The sequence below is a fragment of the Bifidobacterium ruminantium DSM 6489 genome (assembly GCF_000770925.1).
Lineage (GTDB): Bacteria > Actinomycetota > Actinomycetes > Actinomycetales > Bifidobacteriaceae > Bifidobacterium > Bifidobacterium ruminantium.
On record NZ_JDTK01000016.1, the window covers coordinates 17,592 to 38,677 of the forward strand.

Below are 21,086 nucleotides of genomic sequence, written 5' to 3' on the forward strand. Positions count from 1 at the left end.
GCAAAGGTGACGAATCTTGCGGAAATTCGCGCGGAATACGCGGCGAAATTCGGACTGACGGAAGACATGCTCCGGAACGCGGAGCGGTGGACGGAGACCACGGGCGACCTTGACGGCGTGCCGGAGGAGCTGCTGCCGGGCATGCTGGGCATGCGATTCGGCGCGATCGCGGCCGATACGCCACGTTCCGAGCTGTGGCACACCCCGGACGGCATCGATGAGATCAACGACCTCGCGTATCTGCCGGATGGCGGCTACGACAAGGCCGCCGGGCAGTGCAGGGGGCATCTGCTCGACCTGTATCTGCCGCACGACGCGGTGCTGCGCGGCGGGCGCACGCTGCCGGTGTACATCGACATCCATGGCGGCGGTTTCACTTACGGATACAAGGAATTGAACCGCAATTTCAACGTGCACTTGGCCGAAAAAGGGTTCGCCGTGTTCTCGCTGAACTATCGTCCGGCGCCGCAGACCGATCTGCGCGGCCAGCTTGCGGACGTGCAGGCGGCGTTGCGTTGGGTCAAGGCGCATTTGGCCGATTATCCGGTCGATCCGCACGCGGTGTTTCTGACCGGTGATTCCGCGGGCGGCGCGTTGACGTTGCTGACGTTGGCGATCGAGAACAGCGCGGAGGCAGCGGCCGCGTTCGGCGTCTACGAGCCGTCCGGCATCGGTTTCGCGGGCGCGGCGCCGATGTGCGGCGCATACAGTTCGGCGTCGCTGGAGACCATGGGACGCAAGCTGACGGTCGGGTACGATCCGAACCGGCGCATCGGATTGGAGCAGATGCTGGGCGTCGGGTTCTTCGACGGGCTTGGGGCCGCGGATCCGAAGTTCCTCACCGCGGAGGGGCTGGCGTTCAACGTGGATCTGCCGCCGCTGTTCATCGCCACTTGCGGCGACGATTTCCTGGAGGCGGACAATCTGGCATTGGCCACCGCCTTGGCCCGGCAGGGCGCCGATTTCGAGCTGTTCGATCCGAAGCCGCGAAGGCATGAGACGCTGGGTCACGTGTACATGATCGGCATGCCGTGGCTTGAGGAAAGCCAGGAATGCCTCGACCGTCTGCGCGCGTTTTCCTACGACCGCTGCTGATGCAGGCAGGCCGCACAAAGGCAGAAAGAGCAACAAAGGCAGCAAAGCAAAAAAGAAAGCCGGCGGAAGAGAAGCCGCCGGCTGAGAGAGAAGAGAGAAGAAGGGTTCAGTTATGGGATTCCGGATGGAACCTCGTCAACAGCCGTAACCGTTGACATGTTCTATATAACCGTTCAACCCTTGGAGGAATGATGCGTGTTCCTGTCAATTCCCTGAGAATCACGTGACGAAAATGTCACGATGGCGCGAAAAACCACGCATCCGCGCCTTATCCGACGAATTTGTTGACCCGCCGGTCGTATGTGAGCAGTCCGTTGAGCTCCTCCTCCACGTCGGAAACCTGCGTGTACACGTATCCCGCCAGCCCGCGAGCCTCCAGCGCCGCCGCGGAGGCAAGCACGGAACGCACCGCCGCGCGCCAATCGTCGATCGAATCGTATTCGCCGTAACCGTAGGCGCGGGAAACCTCCGCATGCTCCGGCACAAGCTGCGCCAATCCGCCGAATTCCGAAATCACGAACGCGCGCGCACCGTGCCGCGCCACCGGCAGCACCGTGTAATTCGCGGCCCTGCGGTTGCGGCGATGCCGCTTCTCGAATTCGGCCACATATCCGCGCAATGGCCCCTTGTCCGGATAGATCTCCAGCGGACGGAAGTAGTTGTGCACGCTATGGAAATCGCCGCAACGCTGGTCGTACCATCCGCTGGTCGCATCGATCGGACGCGTCGGATCGAGGGCGTGGATGCGCTCAGCAGCGTCGCATGCGTCGAACTGGCCCCATCCTTCGTTGAACAGCGTCCATGTCACTATCGAGGGATGTCCTCCGAGTATGTGCACCATCGCGTCGCACATACGCGACCAGTCGCGCCGGTAGATCGGATCGTCCGCGCCAAGCGCCGCGAAATGCTCGGCCGTGTCGTCGCGGAACTTGTTCCAGGTGGAACGGATCAGCGTCGGCTTGCGATTCGTGGCCCACGCGTTATATTCGCCGTCCGCGCCACCGCCGGACACCGCGTCCTGCCATACGAGCATGCCGAGCCGGTCGCAATGGTAGTACCAGCGTGCCGATTCGACCTTGATGTGCTTGCGCAGCATGTTGAAGCCGGCCTTTTTCATGGCTTCGATGTCATGGATCAGCGCCTCGTCGTCGGGCGCGGTCATCAGTCCGTCGGGCCAATACCCCTGGTCGAGCACGCCTTTGACGAACAGCGGCTTGCCGTTGAGATGGAATCGGGCGACGCCTTTCATGTCGGGTTTCACTTCGACGGAGCGGAACGCGCAGTAGGATTTCACGATGTCCGCGAATGGCGGTTTCGCAAGAGTTCCTGCGGCATCCGGCGAGAGCTCCGTCGGTTCCGGAGACTGTTCCACGGATGGTTTCACTGCCGATTTGATGGTCGGTTTCGCTGCCGGGCCTGTCAGGAGCGTCGCGGTCACGTCGTACAGATGTGGGTCGGCCGGCGACCACAGATGCTCCGCCGTCGTCCGGATTTCCGTACGGAGCTTGCGGGTTCCGGCGGGCAACGTCTCATCCGCCACCACCGTGCCGTCCGTGGGATCGGTCACGACGACGCGCAGCTTCGCGTTCGGCTTGTCGCCGCCGATTTCCGCGCGGATGAACAGCCTGCCGTCGGCGGCACCCTTCAACGTGAGCGTGCGCAGATAGGCGTCCGGCACAATCTCCAGCCAGACGCTTTGCCAGATGCCGCTTTGCGCGGTGTACCAGATGCCTTCGCGTTCGATTTTCTGCTTGCCGCGCGGCTGCGTGCCCGAATCGTTGGGATCGTACACGCACAATGCGATTTCGAAGGCGTCGTCGGAATCGATGAACGCGGAAACATCGACGTCGAACGGCAGATAGCCGCCGACGTGCGTGCCGGCGAGCTGGCCATTGATGTAGCAGGCGCAGATGTAATCGACCGCCTCGAAATGCAGAATCAGACGGTTCGCGTCACCGATCTGCCGAACCGCTTCCTCATCCCCGAGCGTGACGGGATGCACGACGGTGCGGTACCACATGAGATTGTCCGGGTAAATGGTCTGATGCACGCCGGAAAGCGCGGATTCCGGCGAGAACGGCACGAGGATCTTGCCGTCGAAGGTTTGCGGGATGGCGGCTTCCCTCACTGCGCGAACCGCTTCGTCGCGGGTGAGCATCGCCGCGGTTTTGCGCCGTTTCGAAGCGTTCTCGTCTTCCGGAATGGACACGATCGCGTAATCCCACAGGCCGTTGAGCATGGTGTGGTTGCCGCGCACCATATCCGGCCTTGGATGCTCGTCGAGAATCGGCGTGCGACCTTCAGCCAGCTTGCGCTCTCCTTCTTCGGACGGGGTGAACGCTTTGTTGCCGGCGCGCGCGGACAGCCATTCGTGCTCGATCCGCTCGCCCCACGGCGTCCACAGCTGCCGTAGCGGCTCCCGGGACCGCATTTTCGTCGGAGCGGCCTTCAATACGCGTTTGATATCCAGCATGGAGCGTCCCTTCCTGCAACTTTGCATGCTCTCGCCGTTCCATTGTAAACGGCGGCGCGCCGCATGGCACGTCGGCATGCGCGGTATATGCACACCGATGCGTCGCAATACGTTACATCGCGCGCCGCATCGCACATCACAACACATTGCGATGCGTCACGATCCGAAATTTTGCCCCAAAATCGGAATCGTGACACATATAAGGGGGTAAATAGGCGTCGGGAACGCAGGAAAGGACCTCAGAAAACGCCCTCGGCGTCGCCAGAAACACAGAAAAAATCCAAAAACATCAAAAAAGGCACCCGCCCGACAATACGGACAGGTGCCAAATGAACCAGGCGGCTCAGATCAGCTTTCCAGCTTCGCCTTTTCCGCGGCGAGGCGGGCAGCTTCGGCCTCCTTGCGGGCCTTCAGCTCGGCATCGAAGCGGGCGAGCTCCTCCTCGACGGCCTCCGGCGGGATCTTCGCGAAGATCGGATGCGGCTTCGGCACCGGAGTTCCGGCCACGATCGGCTCGGACTGCCACGGATGCACGGTCTTGCCGAGCTCGTAGTCGCCGGTGATGATCGGGTAGGTGAAGCCCGGCTTGTCGAGATCCTCGACCTCTTCGATGTGCGGCAGCGGCGAGAACACGCCGGTTCCGCCAAGGGCCTCCCACACCTTCTGCGCGGAGTGCGGCAGGAACGGGGCCAGCAGGTGGTTGGCGTCTGACACGGCCTGCGCGGCGGTGTGCAGCACGGTGCCGAGGCGGGCCGGATTGTCCTTGATCTTCCACGGTTCGGTGGCGGAGATGTACTTGTTGATGTCGCCGACCACGCGCATCGCTTCGGACAGCGCGTTCTTCTGGCGATGGTTCTCGATGAGTCCGCCGACGGTTTCGAACGCGGCCTTGGTTTCGGCCAGCAGGGCACGGTCCTCGTCGGTGGCGGACACCTCGTCGAACGCCGGGATCTCGCCGAAGTTCTTGTTGATGAGGTTGGCCACGCGGTTCACCAGGTTGCCCCAGGATGCGGCGAGCTCCTCATTGTTGTGGCGCACGAATTCAGCCCACGTGAAGTCGGAGTCGGAGCTTTCCGGACCGGCCACGGAGATGTAGTAGCGCACGGCGTCAACCGGGTAGCGCGCCAGGATGTCCTTCACATAGATGACGATGCCGCGGGAGGACGAGAACTTCTTGCCTTCCATGGTCATGAACTCGCTGGCCACGACCTGCTCCGGCATGTTCAGCGGGCCGAGCTTGCCGGTTTCGCCGTCTTTGGAGCCCTGGCCGTTGTAAGCCAGCATCTCGGAGGGCCAGATCTGGGAATGGAACGTGATGTTGTCCTTGCCCATGAAGTAATAGCCCGGGGTGGTCGGATCGTTCCACCACGCACGCCATGCCTCCGGGTCGCCCTTGCGGCGGGCCCATTCAATCGATGCGGACAAGTAGCCGATCACAGCGTCGAACCACACGTACAGCTTCTTGTTCGGGTTGTCGATCCAGCCCGCGACCGGCACCGGAATGCCCCAATCGATGTCACGCGTGATGGCGCGCGGCTTGACCTCTTTGAACAGGCCGATGGAGAAGTTGATGACGTTGGTACGCCAACCCTCGCGGGTCTTGAGCCAAGCCAGATTGGCTTCGGCCAGCGCCGGCAGGTCGAGGAAGAAATGCTCGGTCTCCTCGAAGCGCGGGGTTTCGCCGTTGATCTTGGATACCGGGTTGATCAGCTCGTCCGGGTCGAGTTCGTTGCCGCAGGCGTCGCACTGATCGCCACGGGCGCCGTCTGCGCCGCAGATCGGGCAGGTGCCCTCGATGTAGCGGTCCGGCAGGGTGCGGCCGGTGGACGGGGAGATGGCGACCTTCTGCGTGCCCTTGTAGATGTAGCCGTTCTTCAGGCACTGCGTGAACAGCTCCTGCACGACCTTCTCGTGGTTGCCGGTGGTGGTGCGCGTGAACAGGTCGTAGCTCAGACCCAGATCGCACAGATCCTTGGCAATCACGCGGTTGTAGCGGTTGGCGAGCTCCTGGGCGCTCACGCCCTTCTTATCCGCCTCCACCAGAATCGGGGTGCCGTGCTCGTCGGTACCCGAGACCATCAGCACGTCATTGCCCTTCATGCGCTCGTAGCGCGCGTACACGTCGGACGGCACGCCGAAGCCGGCGACATGACCGATATGACGCGGGCCGTTCGCGTACGGCCATGCAACATTCACCAAAATATGACTCATGGTGACCGATTATACAAAGCGCCATATCCCACGTTTTCGGCGCATTCCGATAGACGGAAGCACCCCGTTCGGGCGGTTGCGCGGATATGCGGATACGTAGGTAAAGACTGCGACCGATACCGGCACCATCGATTGGCTGTTCACATTTGTTGCATCATGCAACAATTTCTATCCACATTTCCACTGTTTCATCCAAAGCGATGGAATGGCACCTTCGAATCCGCTACGGTACCGACATGGATTCATCACCACCCTTACTGGGCGGCGCCGACCTGCCCGGACCACTCTGCCTGAATACCCTGCATTCCATGGGCGCGATATGCAAACTGGACAACGAGAATGCCTACACATACCACGATGCGCGCACGCTGTACGGCCGCGCCAGCATCATCGCAACGCTGCTGCCAAGCCGATCCGTGGCATGCGCGGGAACCGCCGCCTGGGTATGGTTGGGCGGACGGTTCCCCGAAACCATCGACATCATCGCGAAGGCGCATTGCCGCGCATTGCGATACGGCAGGCGAATCAGCGTGTTCAATCGCAGAACACCCGATAGCCATGTCATCGCCGTCGGCCCGATCACCATCACCACACCGCCGCGCACCGCCTGCGACCTGGCCATGAACTGCACGCCGGAAACGTTGACGTCGGCTGTGGATCTCGTCTGCATGCTCATGCAGGAATTCCGGTTCCGTCCCGCCGACTGCCTGCAGGTTATGCGCGAAGCCACGCATATCCGCAACGCGCCTTGGGCGCGCAATTTTTTTCGAACGATCGAAGGAAAGCTATGAAGATTACGCGACGGATGAGCCATTCGTCGGAAAACGCACGCAAAGAAAGCGTACGCAGAGAGAACACGCACAGAGAGCGGAAGGCGCACAAAGCGCGCAAAACAAGAAAAGCACGGCATGCGACACGACGTTCGCCGCCGAAATACCAGCCGACGCCACGTCCGAAGGCGCTGGTCGAGCCACCCGCGCCGCCGATCGAGCTGACGCCATTGGTGGCGTGCAGCGCCGACACCGCGCAGGACGTGCTGTGGCATATCGCGGAATACGCGCCGAAGCTGCGCAAGTGGCTGGTCGCCAATCCTTCGGCGACGCCGTCGATGCTGGAATATCTGGCTCAGGTCGGAGGACCGGGCGTTCCCGAGGCGCTGCGGATACTGCTGAAATCGCTGGACGAGCGCGAATCGCGCAGAAACTAGCCTCCCCCTTAGCCTTTCACTTAGCCTTTCATCGCAAGCACGGCGTTGTAGACCTGCTTGCGGTTGGCAAGCGAGCCGTCGGACAGCGGATGCTCGGCGACGACCTGGGAGATCGCGTCCTTGATACGCAGATTGTCCTCCTGCGCGCGGTCTACGGCCAGCACCGCCAGATCCTCGATGGACAGCGTTGCTGGAGCGGCCGCGTCAGCCTCCTCCTCGGAGGCGCCGGCGATGACCAGCACCATTTCGCCGCGCGGCGGATCGTCGGTGACGCTCTGGCGGATTTCAGCGATGGTTCCGCGGCGGATCTGCTCGTAATCCTTGGTCAGTTCGCGGCACAGCGCCATTTTGCGATTCGGCCCGAACACGTCGAGCAGGTCCGCCATGGACTCGGCGATGCGATGCAGGGTTTCGTAGAAGACGATGGTGCGACGTTCCGATTTGAGCGCGCGCAGGTGCTGCACACGTTCGCTGTGCTTGCGCGGTAGGAATCCTTCGTAGCAGAAGCGGTCGGTCGGCAGGCCGGACAGGCACAGCGCGTCGAGCACGGCGGACGGGCCGGGAGCGCAGGTGACGGGCAGACCGCGATCGATGGCCCTGCGGACGATGGCCAGTCCCGGATCGTTGATGGTGGGCATGCCCGCGTCGGAAACGACGAGCACGGTCGCGCCCTGCTCCACCTGGTCGAGCAGGCCGTCGGCCTTGTCGCGCTCGTTGTGGTCGTGGTATGCCACGACACGGCCGGGCACGCGGATTCCGAGGCGATTGGCGAGCGCGTACAGGCGTCGCGTATCCTCGGCCGCGACGATGTCGGCTCCTTCCATCAGTGCGATCAGTCGGGCGGAGGCGTCGGCCGTGTTGCCGATCGGCGTGGCCGCAAGCACGACCGTTCCGCGCGGGATGTCGACGTCCGACACCAGTCCGTCAAGTCCGAATTCGGCGCGTTCCGTCGCCTTCGCAAGCCGTGCGGCGGAGTCGGCGTCTTCGATGGGCAGCGCCGGCTGCGCGTTCTCAACAATATGTTCGCTTGTGCTTTCCATATCTTCCAGTATCGCACCGCACTGCCGACGAGGGTTGCCGATACGGTTGCCGACGATTCCGTTCCCGCATCGTATGAGTGGCCTATGCGAAGTCGCGCACCTGCCATGGAGCTTCACGTTACGACGGCATGAGCAAGGTGAAGAACCCGTAGTACATCAACGCGCGCGAGCGAGCCTTGCCCGCGCACTGCCGGACATTGGCATGGAGCCGTTACGGTACTACCACGACGATTCCGGATTGGAATGCGACGCAATTATCGAGCTTGCGGATGGCCGCTGGGCCGGCATCGAAATCAAGAGCAGCCAAGATAAAGTGGAGCAGGCCGCAGCGAATCTGAACCGCATGAAGGCCAAACTACTGAAGAATCCCCAGGCACGGGCCAAGGCACCAGAATTTCTGGCCGTTTTGATAGGCGTCGGCGAGTTTGCCTACCAACGTGAGGACGGTATCTACGTCATTCCCGTGCGCGCACTCGGCGTTTAGACGAATGCAGCGCAACCGCGACCTTCGTCAGATCGGACGGGACTCGTGCACCATCTGGCGGTCGCCGTAGTAGAGGGTGTCGAGCCAAGATTCGTGCCGGTCGGGCAAGGCTCCGGCACGCACGCCATTCTCCCGGTCATGCGCAGCACGGCGATTCGGCCACCACCCATGGGCTCAGCAGCCGCTGCACCACCAGCGAGACGAAGTCCGGCGACTCCCCTTCGCGTGCGTCGCGCAGGAACACGCCATCGGCGGTCTCCTCGCGCTTGATGCGGCACCGCTTTGATTAACAAGCGGTTTGCTTGCAACCACTCGGCACGACGGAAAGATTGACGATTTGTGCAGATTTGCCACCCGTAGCCGCGTCGCCCCGTCGCCTGCGCAGACCCGTTGGTAATCTGTGATTGGTTTACGTGGCAAACCAATCACGAATGATGGAAAAGCGAGCCATATAAGCAGAACCGCGCGTCCGCGCGCAAAATCACACAGAGAGACCCATGAATATCATCAATTTCTTCGTCAGCCTCATCAAGGACCCCCGTACCGCGATCGCCAGCTGGATCGCGATGGGCGTCGCCCCGACCCTCGGCTTCATCTTCCTCATCGTCTTCATCGAGACCGGTGTGGTCTTCTTCCCGTTCCTGCCGGGCGATTCCCTGCTGTTCGCGGCCGGCTTCTTCGCCGCGCCCGACGCGAAGACCGGCGTGTCCGCGCTGCCGCTGTTCGCGCTACTGCCGGCGGTCTGGTGCGCGCCGATCATCGGCGACCAGTGCAATTACTGGATCGGCCACTTCTTCGGCCGTCGCATCCTCGAATCCGGCAAGGTCAAGGCCATGACTCCGGAGCGCATCGAGAAGACTGAGAAGATGATCGAGAAGTGGGGTCCGCTGGCCGTGTTCCTGGGCCGTTTCTTCCCGTTCATCCGCACGTTCATGCCGTTCATCTCCGGCATTTCCGGCATGCGCTGGAGCCGCTTCACGCCGTTCTCCGTGCTCGGCGGCCTGTGCTGGTCCACGCTGTTCACGCTGCTCGGCTATTTCTTCGGCGGCATTCCGGCGGTGCAGAAGCACTTCGAACTGGTGATCATCGCAATTCTGGTGCTGTCGCTGATTCCGACAATCGTCGGCCTGCTCAAGGCCAAGTTCGGCAAGAAGAAGCCGGCGGAAAACATGGAATCCAAGTGATCGCTTTCCTGCGATCGCAAGGTGGCCGCCGGACGATTACCGGACAATCGCAAGGTGGTTGCCGGGTGCTTGCCGGCTAATCGTCGGCCAATCGCAGGCTGATCGCAACACGCGGAGTGCGGAATTGCGTTTTTCCACACTCCGTACTAATATTCTGAGAGTTGCCTTGCAGAGCAGGGTGACATCCACGGGGCTGTAGCTCAGTTGGTAGAGCGCTTCGTTCGCATCGAAGAGGTCGCGGTTTCGACTACCGTCAGCTCCACGAAGCCCGCTGCATTCATTCCACCGCAGCGGGCTTTTTCTTTTGCTTTCCGCCGTTTCCGGTATTTCTTGCGATTCCCATACGCACTTTCCAGCGCTCTTCGCACCGTGCATACGCCCGTCCGCACGCACGCACCGCGCCGTCCGCACCGGCCGCGCAAACGCAACCCAGCCGAATCGCCATACATGCCGACTTCTAAAAAAGCCATTTAACGGGGTTATTTTCGCGATTTTTACGATTTTAACCCCGTTAAAATCGCATTTTTCGCAAAACCCGTACGATAGTCCACGTCAAACAGTCCACACAAACCCAAAAATACGTTAAACTAGCGTTTTAACGGGGTCATTTTTGCAATTTTCGCAATTTTGACCCCGTTAAACCACATCTCAGGGATTATCGGTATCTAAAAAGTCACAAGGAGCACCACATGAGCACCTATCGCAGAGAGCACTATTTGGCCAAGCTCCGTCCTTTCTACAACGATTCCGGTCTCATCAAAGTAATCACCGGCATCCGCAGATGCGGCAAATCCAGCCTGCTCATCACAGTTCTCAACGAGCTCTTTGAGCAGGGAATCCCTGAAACCAATCTCATCTACCTCAACCTCGATCGCCGCGAATACCGTAATGTGACCACTCCGGACCAACTCGATCAACTCATCGAACAAGCCATGTCGAATGCCTACGGTGCAGGACTGCGTTATCTGTTCATCGATGAAGTACAGAACGTGAAAGGCTTCGAAACCGTCATCAACGGCTGGCGGGAGGAAGGTAATTGCTCCATTTTCATCACTGGCTCAAATTCCTATCTGCTGTCCGGAGAGCTTGCCACGAAACTTACCGGCCGCTATATCAAGCTGGAAATGTTCACCCTTTCCTTTCAGGAATACCTCGGCATGCGGAATTTCCTAAACAAACCGGAAATTCCGGTATCGCAAGCCTTCCGCGACTATCTCACATACGGCGGGTTCCCGAAATCGCTGGAATATGACGATCCCGACGCAAAAGCCGCATATATTCAAGACGTCATCGGGCAGATCTTCAACAAGGACATCACCGCCCACAAAAAAGTACGCAATCGCGATACTTTCACCCGTGTGCAGGACTATCTCATCAATAATTTCGCAGCGCCCACGAATCTTTCCGGCATTATCGCGTATCTGAAACACAGCGAAGGCATCAGCATCAAACGCGAAACGCTTGCCAGCTACGTCCGTCTGCTGGAAAGCGCCAAAATCCTCTACAAGTGTCCTCGCTTCGATCTGAAATCCCGCAAGTCACTCAGGGGCGGGGAAAAATACTATCTTGCCGATCCCGGTATCCGGTTCGCCCGTAATACCGATACGCGAGTCAGCTACGGTCCGTCACTGGAGAACGCGCTATATACGCATTTGCGGTCGAAAGGCTATGACGTCAGCGTCGGCACCATCGGCAAACTTGAATGTGACTTCATTGTCCGAAAGCGCAACCAGTACGCCTATATCCAAGTGTCTATGAGCGTTCAGGATCCGCAGGTCGAGGAACGCGAATATCGCCCGTTCAGCAAATTGGCGGACGGGTATCCGAAATACCTGTTCACATTGGATCCGCTACCATTGCAGCGCGACGGCGTACGTCACCTCAATCTCATGGAATTTCTGCAAAACGACGGCGATATCGACTTCGATTAAACATTAACAATGGCGATTATGTCGTGTGGCGCGCCGGTTGTGCAGACGCATCACACGCATTGCGGAGGCGTCAGGCGTTGCGGCGGCGTATATAGGCGTCGAGCGTGGCGGCGGTGATGCCGTCGTAGCCGTTGATCGAGGCAAACTGCGGTCCGTTAGAATTGTCGATGCGCATGAAGCCGGTCTGGCCGAGCGTGGTCGCGCCAGATGCGACGGCTGAGCGCAGGCCGGACATGGAATCCTCGATCGCGATGCAATAGCGCATGTCCTCCGGCGCGATGCCGAGCTTGCGGCCGGCAGCGAGATACGGTGCTGGCGACGGCTTCTTCTCGATGTCGTCGTCACCACACACGTAGCCGGCGAACGTGCCTGCCGGCGCCTGGGCGATCAGGTTTTCCGCCAAATGGCGGGGCGATGTGGTGACGAGCATGGACGGGATGCCGGCTTCCTTCAGCGACAGCAGCACGTCCTCGACGCCGTCGATCCACGGGATGCGCTCGAACTCCTTCTGCGCCACGTAATCGATCATGCCTTTGCCAATTTCCTCGATCGACAGTTTGCAGCCGTGCTCGACCATGCGGCGCGCCACGTCCGGCACCGGCGTGCCGGAGCCCTGCCAGGCAAGATCCTCATCCCAATATCCGCCGTTTTCCGCGGCGATCTTCAGCTCGCCCTCATGCCAGTACGGCTCGGAATCGATCAGCGTGCCGTCCATGTCCCAGAACACGGCTTTGAGCATCGGTTCCGGGGAAGTCTGTGCGTTCCGGACGTTCGGCTCGTTCATAGTGGTCTCCTTGATAGCGTCTCCCTGCGATAATGTCCCAACGGCCGGGCGCGACGTCAGCCCGCAACCGTCAACCGCAACCATTCCAGCAGAGCGGCGCGACGGATGCGGCACGAAAGCATCGCAGATACGCCGCGAATACGCCACGGGCACACCGCAAAGCATCGCAAAAACACCGCAAAGCACCGTGGCATGAAAAAGGTATGAAAAAACGTCTGGATGAATGCTCATCCAGACGTTCACAACCAATTCAAGCTTGAAACAACGCCGCATTTGCGACGCGTACCGCAACCAACCCCCTTAGGAGGCGGTACACGTCACACTGCGGGAATCGTCCAAAACTTATTCCTGGTTATTCTGCTGCTCAGCCTCTGCGGCCTTTTCGGCTTCCTCAGCCTTCTCGGCCTTCCAGCGAGCGATGCAACGCTCGACACGCTTGTAACCGATGATCTTCGGATCCAAGCCAGCCTCGCGGAAGATCGCCGCAGGCGAACCACCTTCGGCATACCTGCGCATGCAATCGTCACGGAATTCCTTGGAGTAGCAAATACGATACTGGGTGACCGATTCGACGGCATCCAGAGACCCAAGATATTTACGGGTCTTCGCGGCGAACGCAACTCTTGGCACTGTACGCTCCTAACCTTTCTGTATCCACCGCATACCTCTCCCGCTTCTCCACGAGACGGGTAGCCATATTTCATCGAAGCCCCGATACAGGCCGGAAGAAATACAGTCCACAATGCGGATATGCAACATTATTTACTACAACTACGACATAATTGCAGCCAACAATGCTCGCTATCCACAACTATATAACAGAGGGTGGCTTTTTGCGCAAAAAATGCTATTTTCATTCATTTTTGCAACTGATTTGTAACTTTTTCAGAAAACAAATCATCAACTACAGGAACCGTCATTTTCAAAACGGCGTAGAACGGCGCCGCTTCGGCATCAAACCAGCTGATTCGAGGGGAGTTAGTCGACACCCCAAATCACCACGGATGTGGAATCGGAGCTGCTCCCCTCCCCCGCACACACGGACACGTCCGCGGATTGCGCCGATTCACGCGACGGAAGCTGACGCATGCGGGTCCGAATCTGCCTGCGCCACATGCGCGCCCGGCGGGACCGCTCTATCTCCACGATTCCGCCATCCGCATCCGCCGCGAACACGCTGGAACCGGCCGGCTTGCGGAGCCGCTCCACCTGCCGGCGAAGCTCGCGGTTCTCCTCCTCAAGCTCGAGGATGCGCGTGATTCCGGCCAGATTGACGCCGTCCTCCTGGCTGAGCTGCTGGGCCTGCGCAAGCCGGGAGATGTCGCGCAGCGAATAACGGCGAGCGCCGCCTTCCGTGCGTTGCGGCACGACCAAGCCAAGCCGATCGTACTGGCGCAGCGTCTGCGGATGCACGTTGGCAAGCTCGCCGGCGGCGCCGACAGAGAATACCGGCAATTCGATATCGAAGCCGACTTCATCGGCGCCGTCCAGGTCGGCACGGCCGGCCACGATCGCCATGGCGCACATTTCGTACAGCCGCTTGGCCTGCCGTGCGGCGCGCGCCTGCGAGGCGTGCGAGGTCCGCGATGAGCGTGCCATGACGGTCAGCGCTCCCGTGCGAGCTCGTCGGCGAAGTCGCCGCAAGCCTTGTCGAATTCCTTGGCCGCGTGCTTGGCGACGAGGTTGGGGCGTTCCGGAACGTGAATCTCCACACGTCCGACCAGATCGCCGTTCTCATGCGGATTGACCACGCCCTTGCCCGAAATGCGCACTTCCGCGCCGCTGGACGAGCCGGCCGGCACTTTGAAGACGATTTCGTTGCCATCGATGTCCGTGGCGGTCACTTTCGCGCCGTTCACGGCCTGGCTGACGGTAATCGGCAGAGGCATGACGATGTCACGGCCGCGCAACGTGAATTTCGGATCTTCGGCGACGGTGATATGCAGGTACAGATCGCCGTTCTTGCCGCCGTTGCTGCCTGGCTTGCCTTTGCCGGCAAGACGGATCTTCTGCCCGTCATGCACGCCGGCCGGGATATGCGTCTTGAACTTCTTGCCGCCCGCGGACAGCGAGACGGTGGCTCCCTTGACCGCCTGGCGGAAGGTCAGACGAATCTTGGAATTCCGATCCTCGCCGTCTTCCGGACGCGGCTGCTCGTATCCGGCGCTCCGCCTCTCGTACTGGCGTCCGCCGGCGCCCGGACCTCCGGCGCCACCGCCGAACATCGAGAAGATGTCATCGAAGTTCGGATTGCCGCCGCCGCTGGTCTGGAAGCGGATGCGCGACCCATTGCCGCCCATGCCTGCGCCGCCGCCGAACATCGAACCGAAGATATCGGAGAACGCGCCCGCGTCGAAGCCGCCTTGGCCGGAACCGCCGGCGAAGCGTGCGCCACCCATGCCAAACTGGCGAATCGCATCGTACTTCTGACGATTCTCCTTGTTGCTCAGCACGTCGTACGCCTCGGAGATGTCCTTGAACTTCTCCTCGGCCTCCTTGGTCTTGTTCAGGTCGGGATGGTATTTGCGCGCCAGCTTGCGGTACGCTTTGGTGATTTCGGCTTCGGTGGCGTCTTTGGAGACACCAAGGACCTTGTAGAAATCCTTGCTCAGCCATTCATTCTCAGCCATGATGTGCCTCCTTTCGTGAGGTCTTCATGAAGTAAAAAGTACAGTTTTTCAAACTTTCAAACAGTTGTCGTTGAACCGTTGTTTCAGGTAATCGAAGGCCCCTCGTTTTTCAGAGGGGCCCGATTACTCGTCACATGCGTTTCGCGCGGATACGCGGATTGTGCGAATGCGCGATCAGTTCTGCGGAGAAGCCACGACCACGCGGGCCGCGCGGATCACGCGGTCGCCGATGCGGTAGCCGGCTTCCACCACGGTGTCGACGGTTTCCTTCTCGGCATTCGGATCCGGCTTGTGCAGAATCGCATCGTGCTTGGTCGGATCGAAGTCCTCGCCTTTTTCGCCGAACTTCTCGACGCCGAACTTCTCGAACGCCTTGTCGATCTTGTTGGCCACGGCCTTGAACGAATCGTCCATCTCGCTGTGTTCGCGGATGCGGTCGATATCGTCCAGTGCCGGGAGCAGCGCGGTCAGCACGTCGATGATGCCGTGCTGGCGGAAGCGGTCCTGCTCCTTCTGCGCGCGATTACGGAAGTTGATGAACTCCGCGCGTTCGCGCTGCAGCGCCTCCAGATATTCGGCGGCCTCCTTCTTGGCCTGGCCAAGCGGGGTCAGCGTGTCACCGTCCTTGCCGTCTTTGTCAGACTTGTCGGCATCGCCTTTGGCAGCGGCATCGCCGTTGTCCTGCGATTTCGCGGTCGCGTCGGCAGCGGATGCTTCCTGCGCGGCGGAGGTGTCGGCAGCGGGCTTGTCAGCGGAGCCGGCAGAGGCTGCGGAATCGGCTCCAGCGGCCGGGGCGGCCTGCCCGGACAGGTCATCCATGTCGGGCAGATCGTTCAGGTACTCGTCCTTGTTAAAGTCGGACATGATTACTTGTTGTCCTTGTCGTCGTCATCGTCCACGACTTCGGCGTCGACCACGTCGTCGTCGGAGCCGTTGGATGCGTCGGAGGTGGAGCCGGCAGCACCCGCGGCGCCAGCGGCACCAGCGGCGTCGGCAGCGCCCTGCTGGGCGTAGAGAGCCTGGCCGATCTTCTGGGCGGAGGTCATCAGCTCGCTCTGGGCGGACTTGATCTTCTCAATGTCCTCACCCTTCAGGGCTTCCTTGAGCTCGTTGACCTTGTCGGTGACTTCCTTGGCCACATCGTCGGAGAGCTTGTCCTTGTTGTCATTGACGAGCTTCTCGGTCTGATAGGCGAAGGACTCGGCCTGGTTGCGGGTCTCGGCGTCTTCCTTGCGCTTCTTGTCCTCGGCCTCGTGGGCTTCGGCTTCCTTGACCATGCGGTCGATCTCGTCCTTCGGCAGGCCGGAACCACCGGTGATGGTCATGGACTGCTCCTTGCCGGTGCCCTTGTCCTTGGCGGACACGTGCACGATGCCGTTGGCGTCGATATCGAAGGTGACCTCGATCTGCGGAACGCCACGCGGGGCCGGAGCGATGCCGGTCAGCTCGAAGGTGCCCAGCGGCTTGTTGTCGCGAGCGAACTCACGCTCGCCCTGGTAGACCTGGATCAGCACGGACGGCTGGTTGTCCTCGGCGGTGGAGAACACTTCGGAACGCTTGGTCGGGATGGCGGTGTTGCGCTCGATGAGCTTGGTCATGATGCCACCCTTGGTTTCGATGCCGAGGGACAGCGGGGTCACATCGATGAGCAGGACGTCCTTGCGGTCGCCCTTGATGACGCCGGACTGCACGGCAGCGCCGACGGCCACGACTTCATCCGGGTTCACGGACTGGTTGGCTTCCTTACCGCCGGTGAGTTCCTTGACGAGCTCCTTGACGGCCGGCATACGGGTGGAGCCACCGACGAGGACCACGTGGTCGATGTCGGAGACGCCGATACCAGCGTCGCGCAGCACGTTGTTGAACGGGGTGCGGCAGCGGCCCAGCAGGTCGGAGGTCATTTCCTCGAAGTGGGCACGGGTCAGGGTCTCGTCCAGATGCACCGGAGTGCCGTCAGGGGTCATGGCCAGGTACTGCATGGAGATGGAGGTGCTGGTGGAGCTGGACAGTTCCTTCTTGGCCTGCTCGGCGGCTTCCTTCAGACGCTGCAGGGCGATTTTGTCCTTGCTCAGGTCAACGCCGTACTTGTTCTTGACTTCGCCGACGAGCCAGTCGATGATCTTCTGGTCCCAATCGTCGCCGCCCAAGTGGTTGTCGCCGTTGGTGGCCTGCACCTGGATGGTGGAGAAGCCATCCTCATCCTTGCCGATCTCCAGCAGGGACACATCGAAGGTGCCGCCGCCCAGATCGAAGACCAGGATGGTTTCGTCTTCCTTGCCCTTTTCAAGGCCGTAAGCCAGTGCCGCAGCGGTCGGCTCGTTGATGATACGCAGGACGTTCAGACCTGCGATGGTGCCGGCGTCCTTGGTGGCCTGACGCTGGGCATCGTTGAAGTATGCCGGGCAGGTGATCACAGCGTCGGTGACCGGCTCGCCGAGGTAGGCCTCGGCATCGCGCTTCAGCTTCATCAGAACCTGCGCGGAAATCTCCTGCGGCGTCCACTTCTTGCCGTCGATCTCAACGGTCCAGTCGGTACCCATGTGGCGCTTGACGGAGCTGATGGTGCGGTCGACGTTGGTGACGGCCTGGCGCTTGGCGACTTCGCCGACCAGGATCTCGCCGGACTTGCTGAATGCCACGACGGACGGCGTGGTGCGAGCGCCCTCGGCGTTCACGATAACGGTGGGCTGGCCACCTTCAAGCGTTGCGATGCAGGAATTGGTAGTACCCAGATCAATGCCAACTGCGCGTCCCATAATGTATCTCCTTTGGATAGGTTCGCTATGCGTTCTCTTCGTTCTTCGCTCGGGTTTCGGATTGCCGTCTCCCGTGCTTTCCAAAACTTGAGCCTACACCACTCAACTTTGAATCGCAAGTTATCATTCCCGAAATCGCAAAAAATCTTGAGCGCATCCCACTCAACTTTCTAAATCTATCCACTCACCCAACCCAGCTCCCCAACCCAACACGCCTCCTCCAACCCAACTCACCGTCGGCCCAATCACCCTCATTCCGCCAAACCGACGCTCAGCACTCCCCCACCGTCGGTTCCGCAGAACCCATTCCACCAAACCGACGGTGAGAGCCTCCTAAGCGTCGGTTTGGCAGAATGCATGAGACAAAACCGCCGGCGCCGGCCCCCCCACACACACAAGAGGTATCCAGCACCGGCGGTTCATCGGCTAGCGAATTTGGCGACCACTCAACGAGCAGCGGTCTGTACGTTCCAGCGCCCAGCACTCTGCACATCTAGTGCTCAGCACGCGTCGGTTCAGCTTCTGAGCAGCACTTCCTCCAGGGCAGACACCACCGATTCGGGCAGGTCCACGTCAAGGAAGTCGCCGTCGAATCGCGGTTTCTTGTTCAGCGCCGCGAACGATCCGATGGCACGCACGCCTTCCTCGCGGATCGCGTTCAGCGCCTTTTCCTTGGCGAAGAATTGGATTTGCGCGTGCAACAGAATGCCGTAGCAGTCGCGTTCCACCGGATTATCGGCGATTTCGAGGCCGTCCGTGAATGCGATGCGTAGCGATTGGTCGGTCGGCACGTCGCGCACGGTGACGGTGAGGCTCATGGTCGCTTCATCGTAGGAAATGTCGGCTGGATGCAACGTCACATCAACACTTCCGACGGAAGCCTGCACACCGTTTTCCAAACCTTCCAAACTTTCCAAACGATTGCCGGAAATGCGGGGACGGGCGACACCACGTACGGTGATCGTCCAATCGCGCGACTTGGGAGCCGCGTCGGAACTGTCGCCGCGGACCGGGTCGACGGTGAATATGGCGGTTTTACCAGTATCAGCAGCATCGCCGGCACCAGCAACAGCACCAATACCAGCAGTACCAGCGCAATCGCCCGTATCGCCATCGCACCACTGCCAACGCAACGCAGTGTCGGCCGTGCGTCCGGCCGAAGCGTGCGCGTACACGCCGTCGTCCTCGCGCATCGTGAATTCGCCGGAAGCGCCTGGGAAGAGCAGCACGTCCATCGCGGTCGGATTGGCGATGGAGTTGACGTCGTCCCCCTCACCCAGTCGCTGCATCGGCACAATCGCGCCGGCTTTGGCGAATACCGGCATGCGGTCAAGCGCGCGCCATACGGTGACAGCACGCCCCGCATCCCCGCGCGCCTCATAACGACGGCCGTCGAAGAAGTCAAACCATTCGCCCTGCGGCAACCACAAATCCGCACGGCCGCGCGCTACCTTGCGATCGGCGGCGCTGACGATCGGCGCCACGACAAGCTCGGTGCCGAAGCGGAATTCGTCGGGGTAATCGTAGGCGGCCCATGTCTCGGGCGACTGCCAGTACATCGGTTCGATGATCGGCCGGCCTTCGAACGCGGCGCGGTAGTTCATGCTGTACAGGTACGGCAGCAGCGCGTGGCGCAGGCGCAGCGAGGCTGTCATCGAGGCACGCACGTCACCCGTGTAGTTCCACGGCTCCTTGCCGGAGAACGGCGAATTGCTCGAATGCAGGCGATTGATCGGGCTGAATGCGCCGAGCTGGTACCAGCGTGCCTCGAGCTCGTCGTCGCGGTAGCCGAACATGTGGCCGCCGATGTCGTGGCTCCACCAGCCGTAGCCGATATTGGACGCGGTGGCGGTGAATTGCGGCTGGAAGGCGAGCGAATCCCAGGTGATCACGGTGTCGCCGGAGAAGCCGACCGGGTAGCGGTGCGAGCCGGGGCCGGCGTAGCGCGAGAAGGTGAGCGGCCAGCGGCCGTCGCGGCCGGAATCGAGGTAGTGCATGTGGTTGAGGATCCACAACGGGTCGAGGCCGGGCTGGCGCGTCACGCCGCCCTGCTGCCAGTCGAGCCACCAGAAGTCAACACCCTCGGCCTCAAGATCGTGGTGCATGTCGAAGTAGGCGTCCATATAGTCCGGATTGGTCAGGTCGAATTCGAGGTTCTCGCCGCTCGCCGGGTCGACGCCCATACGCTTGGCGGCCTTCGGATACGCGTTTTCGAATGCGCGGATGCCGTCGCGCGGATGCACGTTGAGCGTGGTCTTGAGCCCCTTGCGATGCAGTTCGTCGAGGAACTTCACATGGTCGGGGAACAGCTCGTGGTTCCACGTGTAACCGGTCCAGCCGGAACCGTACTTCGGGTCGACGCTGTCGACGAGATGCCAATCCATGTCGATCACGGACGTGGTGAACGGGATGCCTTCGCGCTTGAACCGGTCCATGAGCGCCAGATATTCGGGCTGCGTGTACTGGTAGTAGCGGCTCCACCAGTTGCCGAACGCGAATCGCGGCAGCAGCGGCTGCGGTCCGGTGAGCTTGTAGAAGTCCTGCACGGCTTCGATATAGCGATGCGCGTAGCCGAAGAAATATAGGTCGATGCAGCCTTTGTCGCGCGGCGAGACCCAGGAGCCGAACGGATTCGGCTTGCCGTTCACGCTGTCGGCGAGCACGATCACGTTCGATTTGGAATCGTCGAGTACCGCCCAGCCATCGCGCGAGATCACGCCGTCGCCCATGTCGAGCGGCTGGCCGAATTTCTTGTCGCCGTCCGCTTCGTCGAGCGTACGCGCGGTGCCTTTGAGGTTGCCTCTTGATTGATCGCCGTAATGCCAGGTGTTGAACTGGGTGCTGGAAATATGCTTGACGACCACGCACAGGCCTTCTTTGCTGAACGGCTTGCCGTCGTAGTCGATGTGCAGATTTTCGGTGTCGATGATGACGCGACCGTCGCGTTCCGTCACGGTGCGTTCCACGCGATGTCCGAAGTCGCGGTTGAGCACGGTTTGGGTGACGTGGTCCTCGAAATGGCCGGTGTCGGACCACTCGAAGCGGGCCAGCGCGTCGGTGAGCAGGCAGATGCGCCACCGATCTCCCTGGATGATGTTGTCGGGATTGGGTTGCGGCTGTGCGTTGCGCACGAACGCCGTGAAAACGTTATCAGTCATGCGATTCCTCGATAGTTGGCGATTGCGAAAACCTGGTAATGCACTGTGAATGGAGTAAATAGGATATACCGCGGCGGCCCCACCGCGCTCATTCTGCCAAACCGACGCTCAGCAACGCCTCACCGTCGGTTTC

Annotated in this window: 16 protein-coding genes and 1 tRNA gene; 7 read left to right on the forward strand and 10 right to left on the reverse strand. The window is 60.8% G+C overall.

Translation table 11 applies throughout. The annotated features are described in order from the left end of the window. Window positions 1–66: 66 nt before the first annotated feature. The gene (locus OU26_RS06735) at window positions 67–1,095 is read left to right on the forward strand and encodes an alpha/beta hydrolase (RefSeq protein ID WP_081815682.1); all 1,029 of its coding nucleotides are present in this window, start codon (window positions 67–69) and stop codon (window positions 1,093–1,095) included. A 268-nt stretch (window positions 1,096–1,363) separates the two neighbouring features. On the opposite strand, the gene OU26_RS06740 is transcribed toward OU26_RS06735, so the two are convergent. Next, window positions 1,364–3,568: a glycoside hydrolase family 2 protein gene (locus tag OU26_RS06740; RefSeq protein ID WP_026647107.1), complete on the reverse strand. Its 2,205-nt coding sequence runs from the start codon at window positions 3,566–3,568 to the stop codon at window positions 1,364–1,366. A gap of 348 nt (window positions 3,569–3,916) precedes the next feature. Further along, on the reverse strand, window positions 3,917–5,779 hold the full coding sequence (metG, locus tag OU26_RS06745) for a methionine--tRNA ligase (RefSeq protein WP_026647106.1): 1,863 nt from the start codon (window positions 5,777–5,779) through the stop codon (window positions 3,917–3,919). A gap of 236 nt (window positions 5,780–6,015) precedes the next feature. Between metG and OU26_RS06750 the strand changes: the two genes are divergently transcribed. Then, window positions 6,016–6,570, forward strand: a complete 555-nt coding sequence (locus OU26_RS06750) for a hypothetical protein (RefSeq protein ID WP_152571340.1) — start codon at window positions 6,016–6,018, stop codon at window positions 6,568–6,570. Next, window positions 6,567–6,986, forward strand: coding sequence for a variant leucine-rich repeat-containing protein (locus OU26_RS10535; protein WP_237743800.1), 420 nt, complete (start codon window positions 6,567–6,569; stop codon window positions 6,984–6,986). The genes OU26_RS06750 and OU26_RS10535 overlap by 4 nt, the downstream gene beginning before the upstream one ends. Before the next feature lie 20 nt (window positions 6,987–7,006). On the opposite strand, the gene rsmI is transcribed toward OU26_RS10535, so the two are convergent. After that, window positions 7,007–8,026, reverse strand: a complete 1,020-nt coding sequence (gene rsmI, locus OU26_RS06760; protein ID WP_152571341.1) for a 16S rRNA (cytidine(1402)-2'-O)-methyltransferase — start codon at window positions 8,024–8,026, stop codon at window positions 7,007–7,009. Window positions 8,027–8,099: 73 nt separating this feature from the next. Here rsmI and OU26_RS06765 point away from each other — a divergent pair, with 73 nt between their 5' ends. The 4 genes from OU26_RS06765 (at window position 8,100) to OU26_RS06780 (ending at window position 11,625) form a co-directional block, all read left to right on the forward strand. Continuing rightward, a complete protein-coding gene (locus OU26_RS06765; RefSeq protein ID WP_237743799.1) occupies window positions 8,100–8,510 on the forward strand; it encodes a DUF4143 domain-containing protein in 411 nt (136 codons plus the stop codon). A 497-nt stretch (window positions 8,511–9,007) separates the two neighbouring features. After that, the gene (locus OU26_RS06770; RefSeq protein ID WP_026647101.1) at window positions 9,008–9,694 is read left to right on the forward strand and encodes a DedA family protein; all 687 of its coding nucleotides are present in this window, start codon (window positions 9,008–9,010) and stop codon (window positions 9,692–9,694) included. Between the two features lie 189 nt (window positions 9,695–9,883). Beyond that, window positions 9,884–9,956: transfer RNA gene (locus OU26_RS06775), tRNA-Ala, on the forward strand. A 427-nt stretch (window positions 9,957–10,383) separates the two neighbouring features. Beyond that, on the forward strand, window positions 10,384–11,625 hold the full coding sequence (locus tag OU26_RS06780) for an ATP-binding protein (protein ID WP_026647100.1): 1,242 nt from the start codon (window positions 10,384–10,386) through the stop codon (window positions 11,623–11,625). Window positions 11,626–11,695: 70 nt separating this feature from the next. Here the strand turns inward: OU26_RS06780 and OU26_RS06785 are convergent, their stop codons facing one another. The 7 genes from OU26_RS06785 to OU26_RS06815 all read right to left on the reverse strand — a co-directional run bounded on the left by OU26_RS06785 (window position 11,696) and on the right by OU26_RS06815 (window position 20,953). After that, the gene (locus OU26_RS06785) at window positions 11,696–12,409 is read right to left on the reverse strand and encodes an HAD family hydrolase (protein ID WP_230581792.1); all 714 of its coding nucleotides are present in this window, start codon (window positions 12,407–12,409) and stop codon (window positions 11,696–11,698) included. A 342-nt stretch (window positions 12,410–12,751) separates the two neighbouring features. Continuing rightward, entirely contained in the window at window positions 12,752–13,039 is a 288-nt protein-coding gene (locus OU26_RS06790; protein WP_026647098.1) for a hypothetical protein, read from the reverse strand. Window positions 13,040–13,387: 348 nt separating this feature from the next. Further along, window positions 13,388–14,008, reverse strand: a complete 621-nt coding sequence (locus OU26_RS06795; RefSeq protein WP_033499011.1) for a heat shock protein transcriptional repressor HspR — start codon at window positions 14,006–14,008, stop codon at window positions 13,388–13,390. A 5-nt stretch (window positions 14,009–14,013) separates the two neighbouring features. Then, window positions 14,014–15,039, reverse strand: a complete 1,026-nt coding sequence (locus OU26_RS06800; protein ID WP_026647096.1) for a DnaJ C-terminal domain-containing protein — start codon at window positions 15,037–15,039, stop codon at window positions 14,014–14,016. Between the two features lie 174 nt (window positions 15,040–15,213). After that, a complete protein-coding gene (gene grpE / locus OU26_RS06805) occupies window positions 15,214–15,903 on the reverse strand; it encodes a nucleotide exchange factor GrpE (protein ID WP_026647095.1) in 690 nt (229 codons plus the stop codon). A gap of 2 nt (window positions 15,904–15,905) precedes the next feature. Then, the gene (gene dnaK / locus OU26_RS06810) at window positions 15,906–17,795 is read right to left on the reverse strand and encodes a molecular chaperone DnaK (RefSeq protein ID WP_026647094.1); all 1,890 of its coding nucleotides are present in this window, start codon (window positions 17,793–17,795) and stop codon (window positions 15,906–15,908) included. Between the two features lie 515 nt (window positions 17,796–18,310). Continuing rightward, the gene (locus OU26_RS06815) at window positions 18,311–20,953 is read right to left on the reverse strand and encodes a glycoside hydrolase family 31 protein (protein ID WP_026647093.1); all 2,643 of its coding nucleotides are present in this window, start codon (window positions 20,951–20,953) and stop codon (window positions 18,311–18,313) included. Window positions 20,954–21,086: the final 133 nt, after the last annotated feature.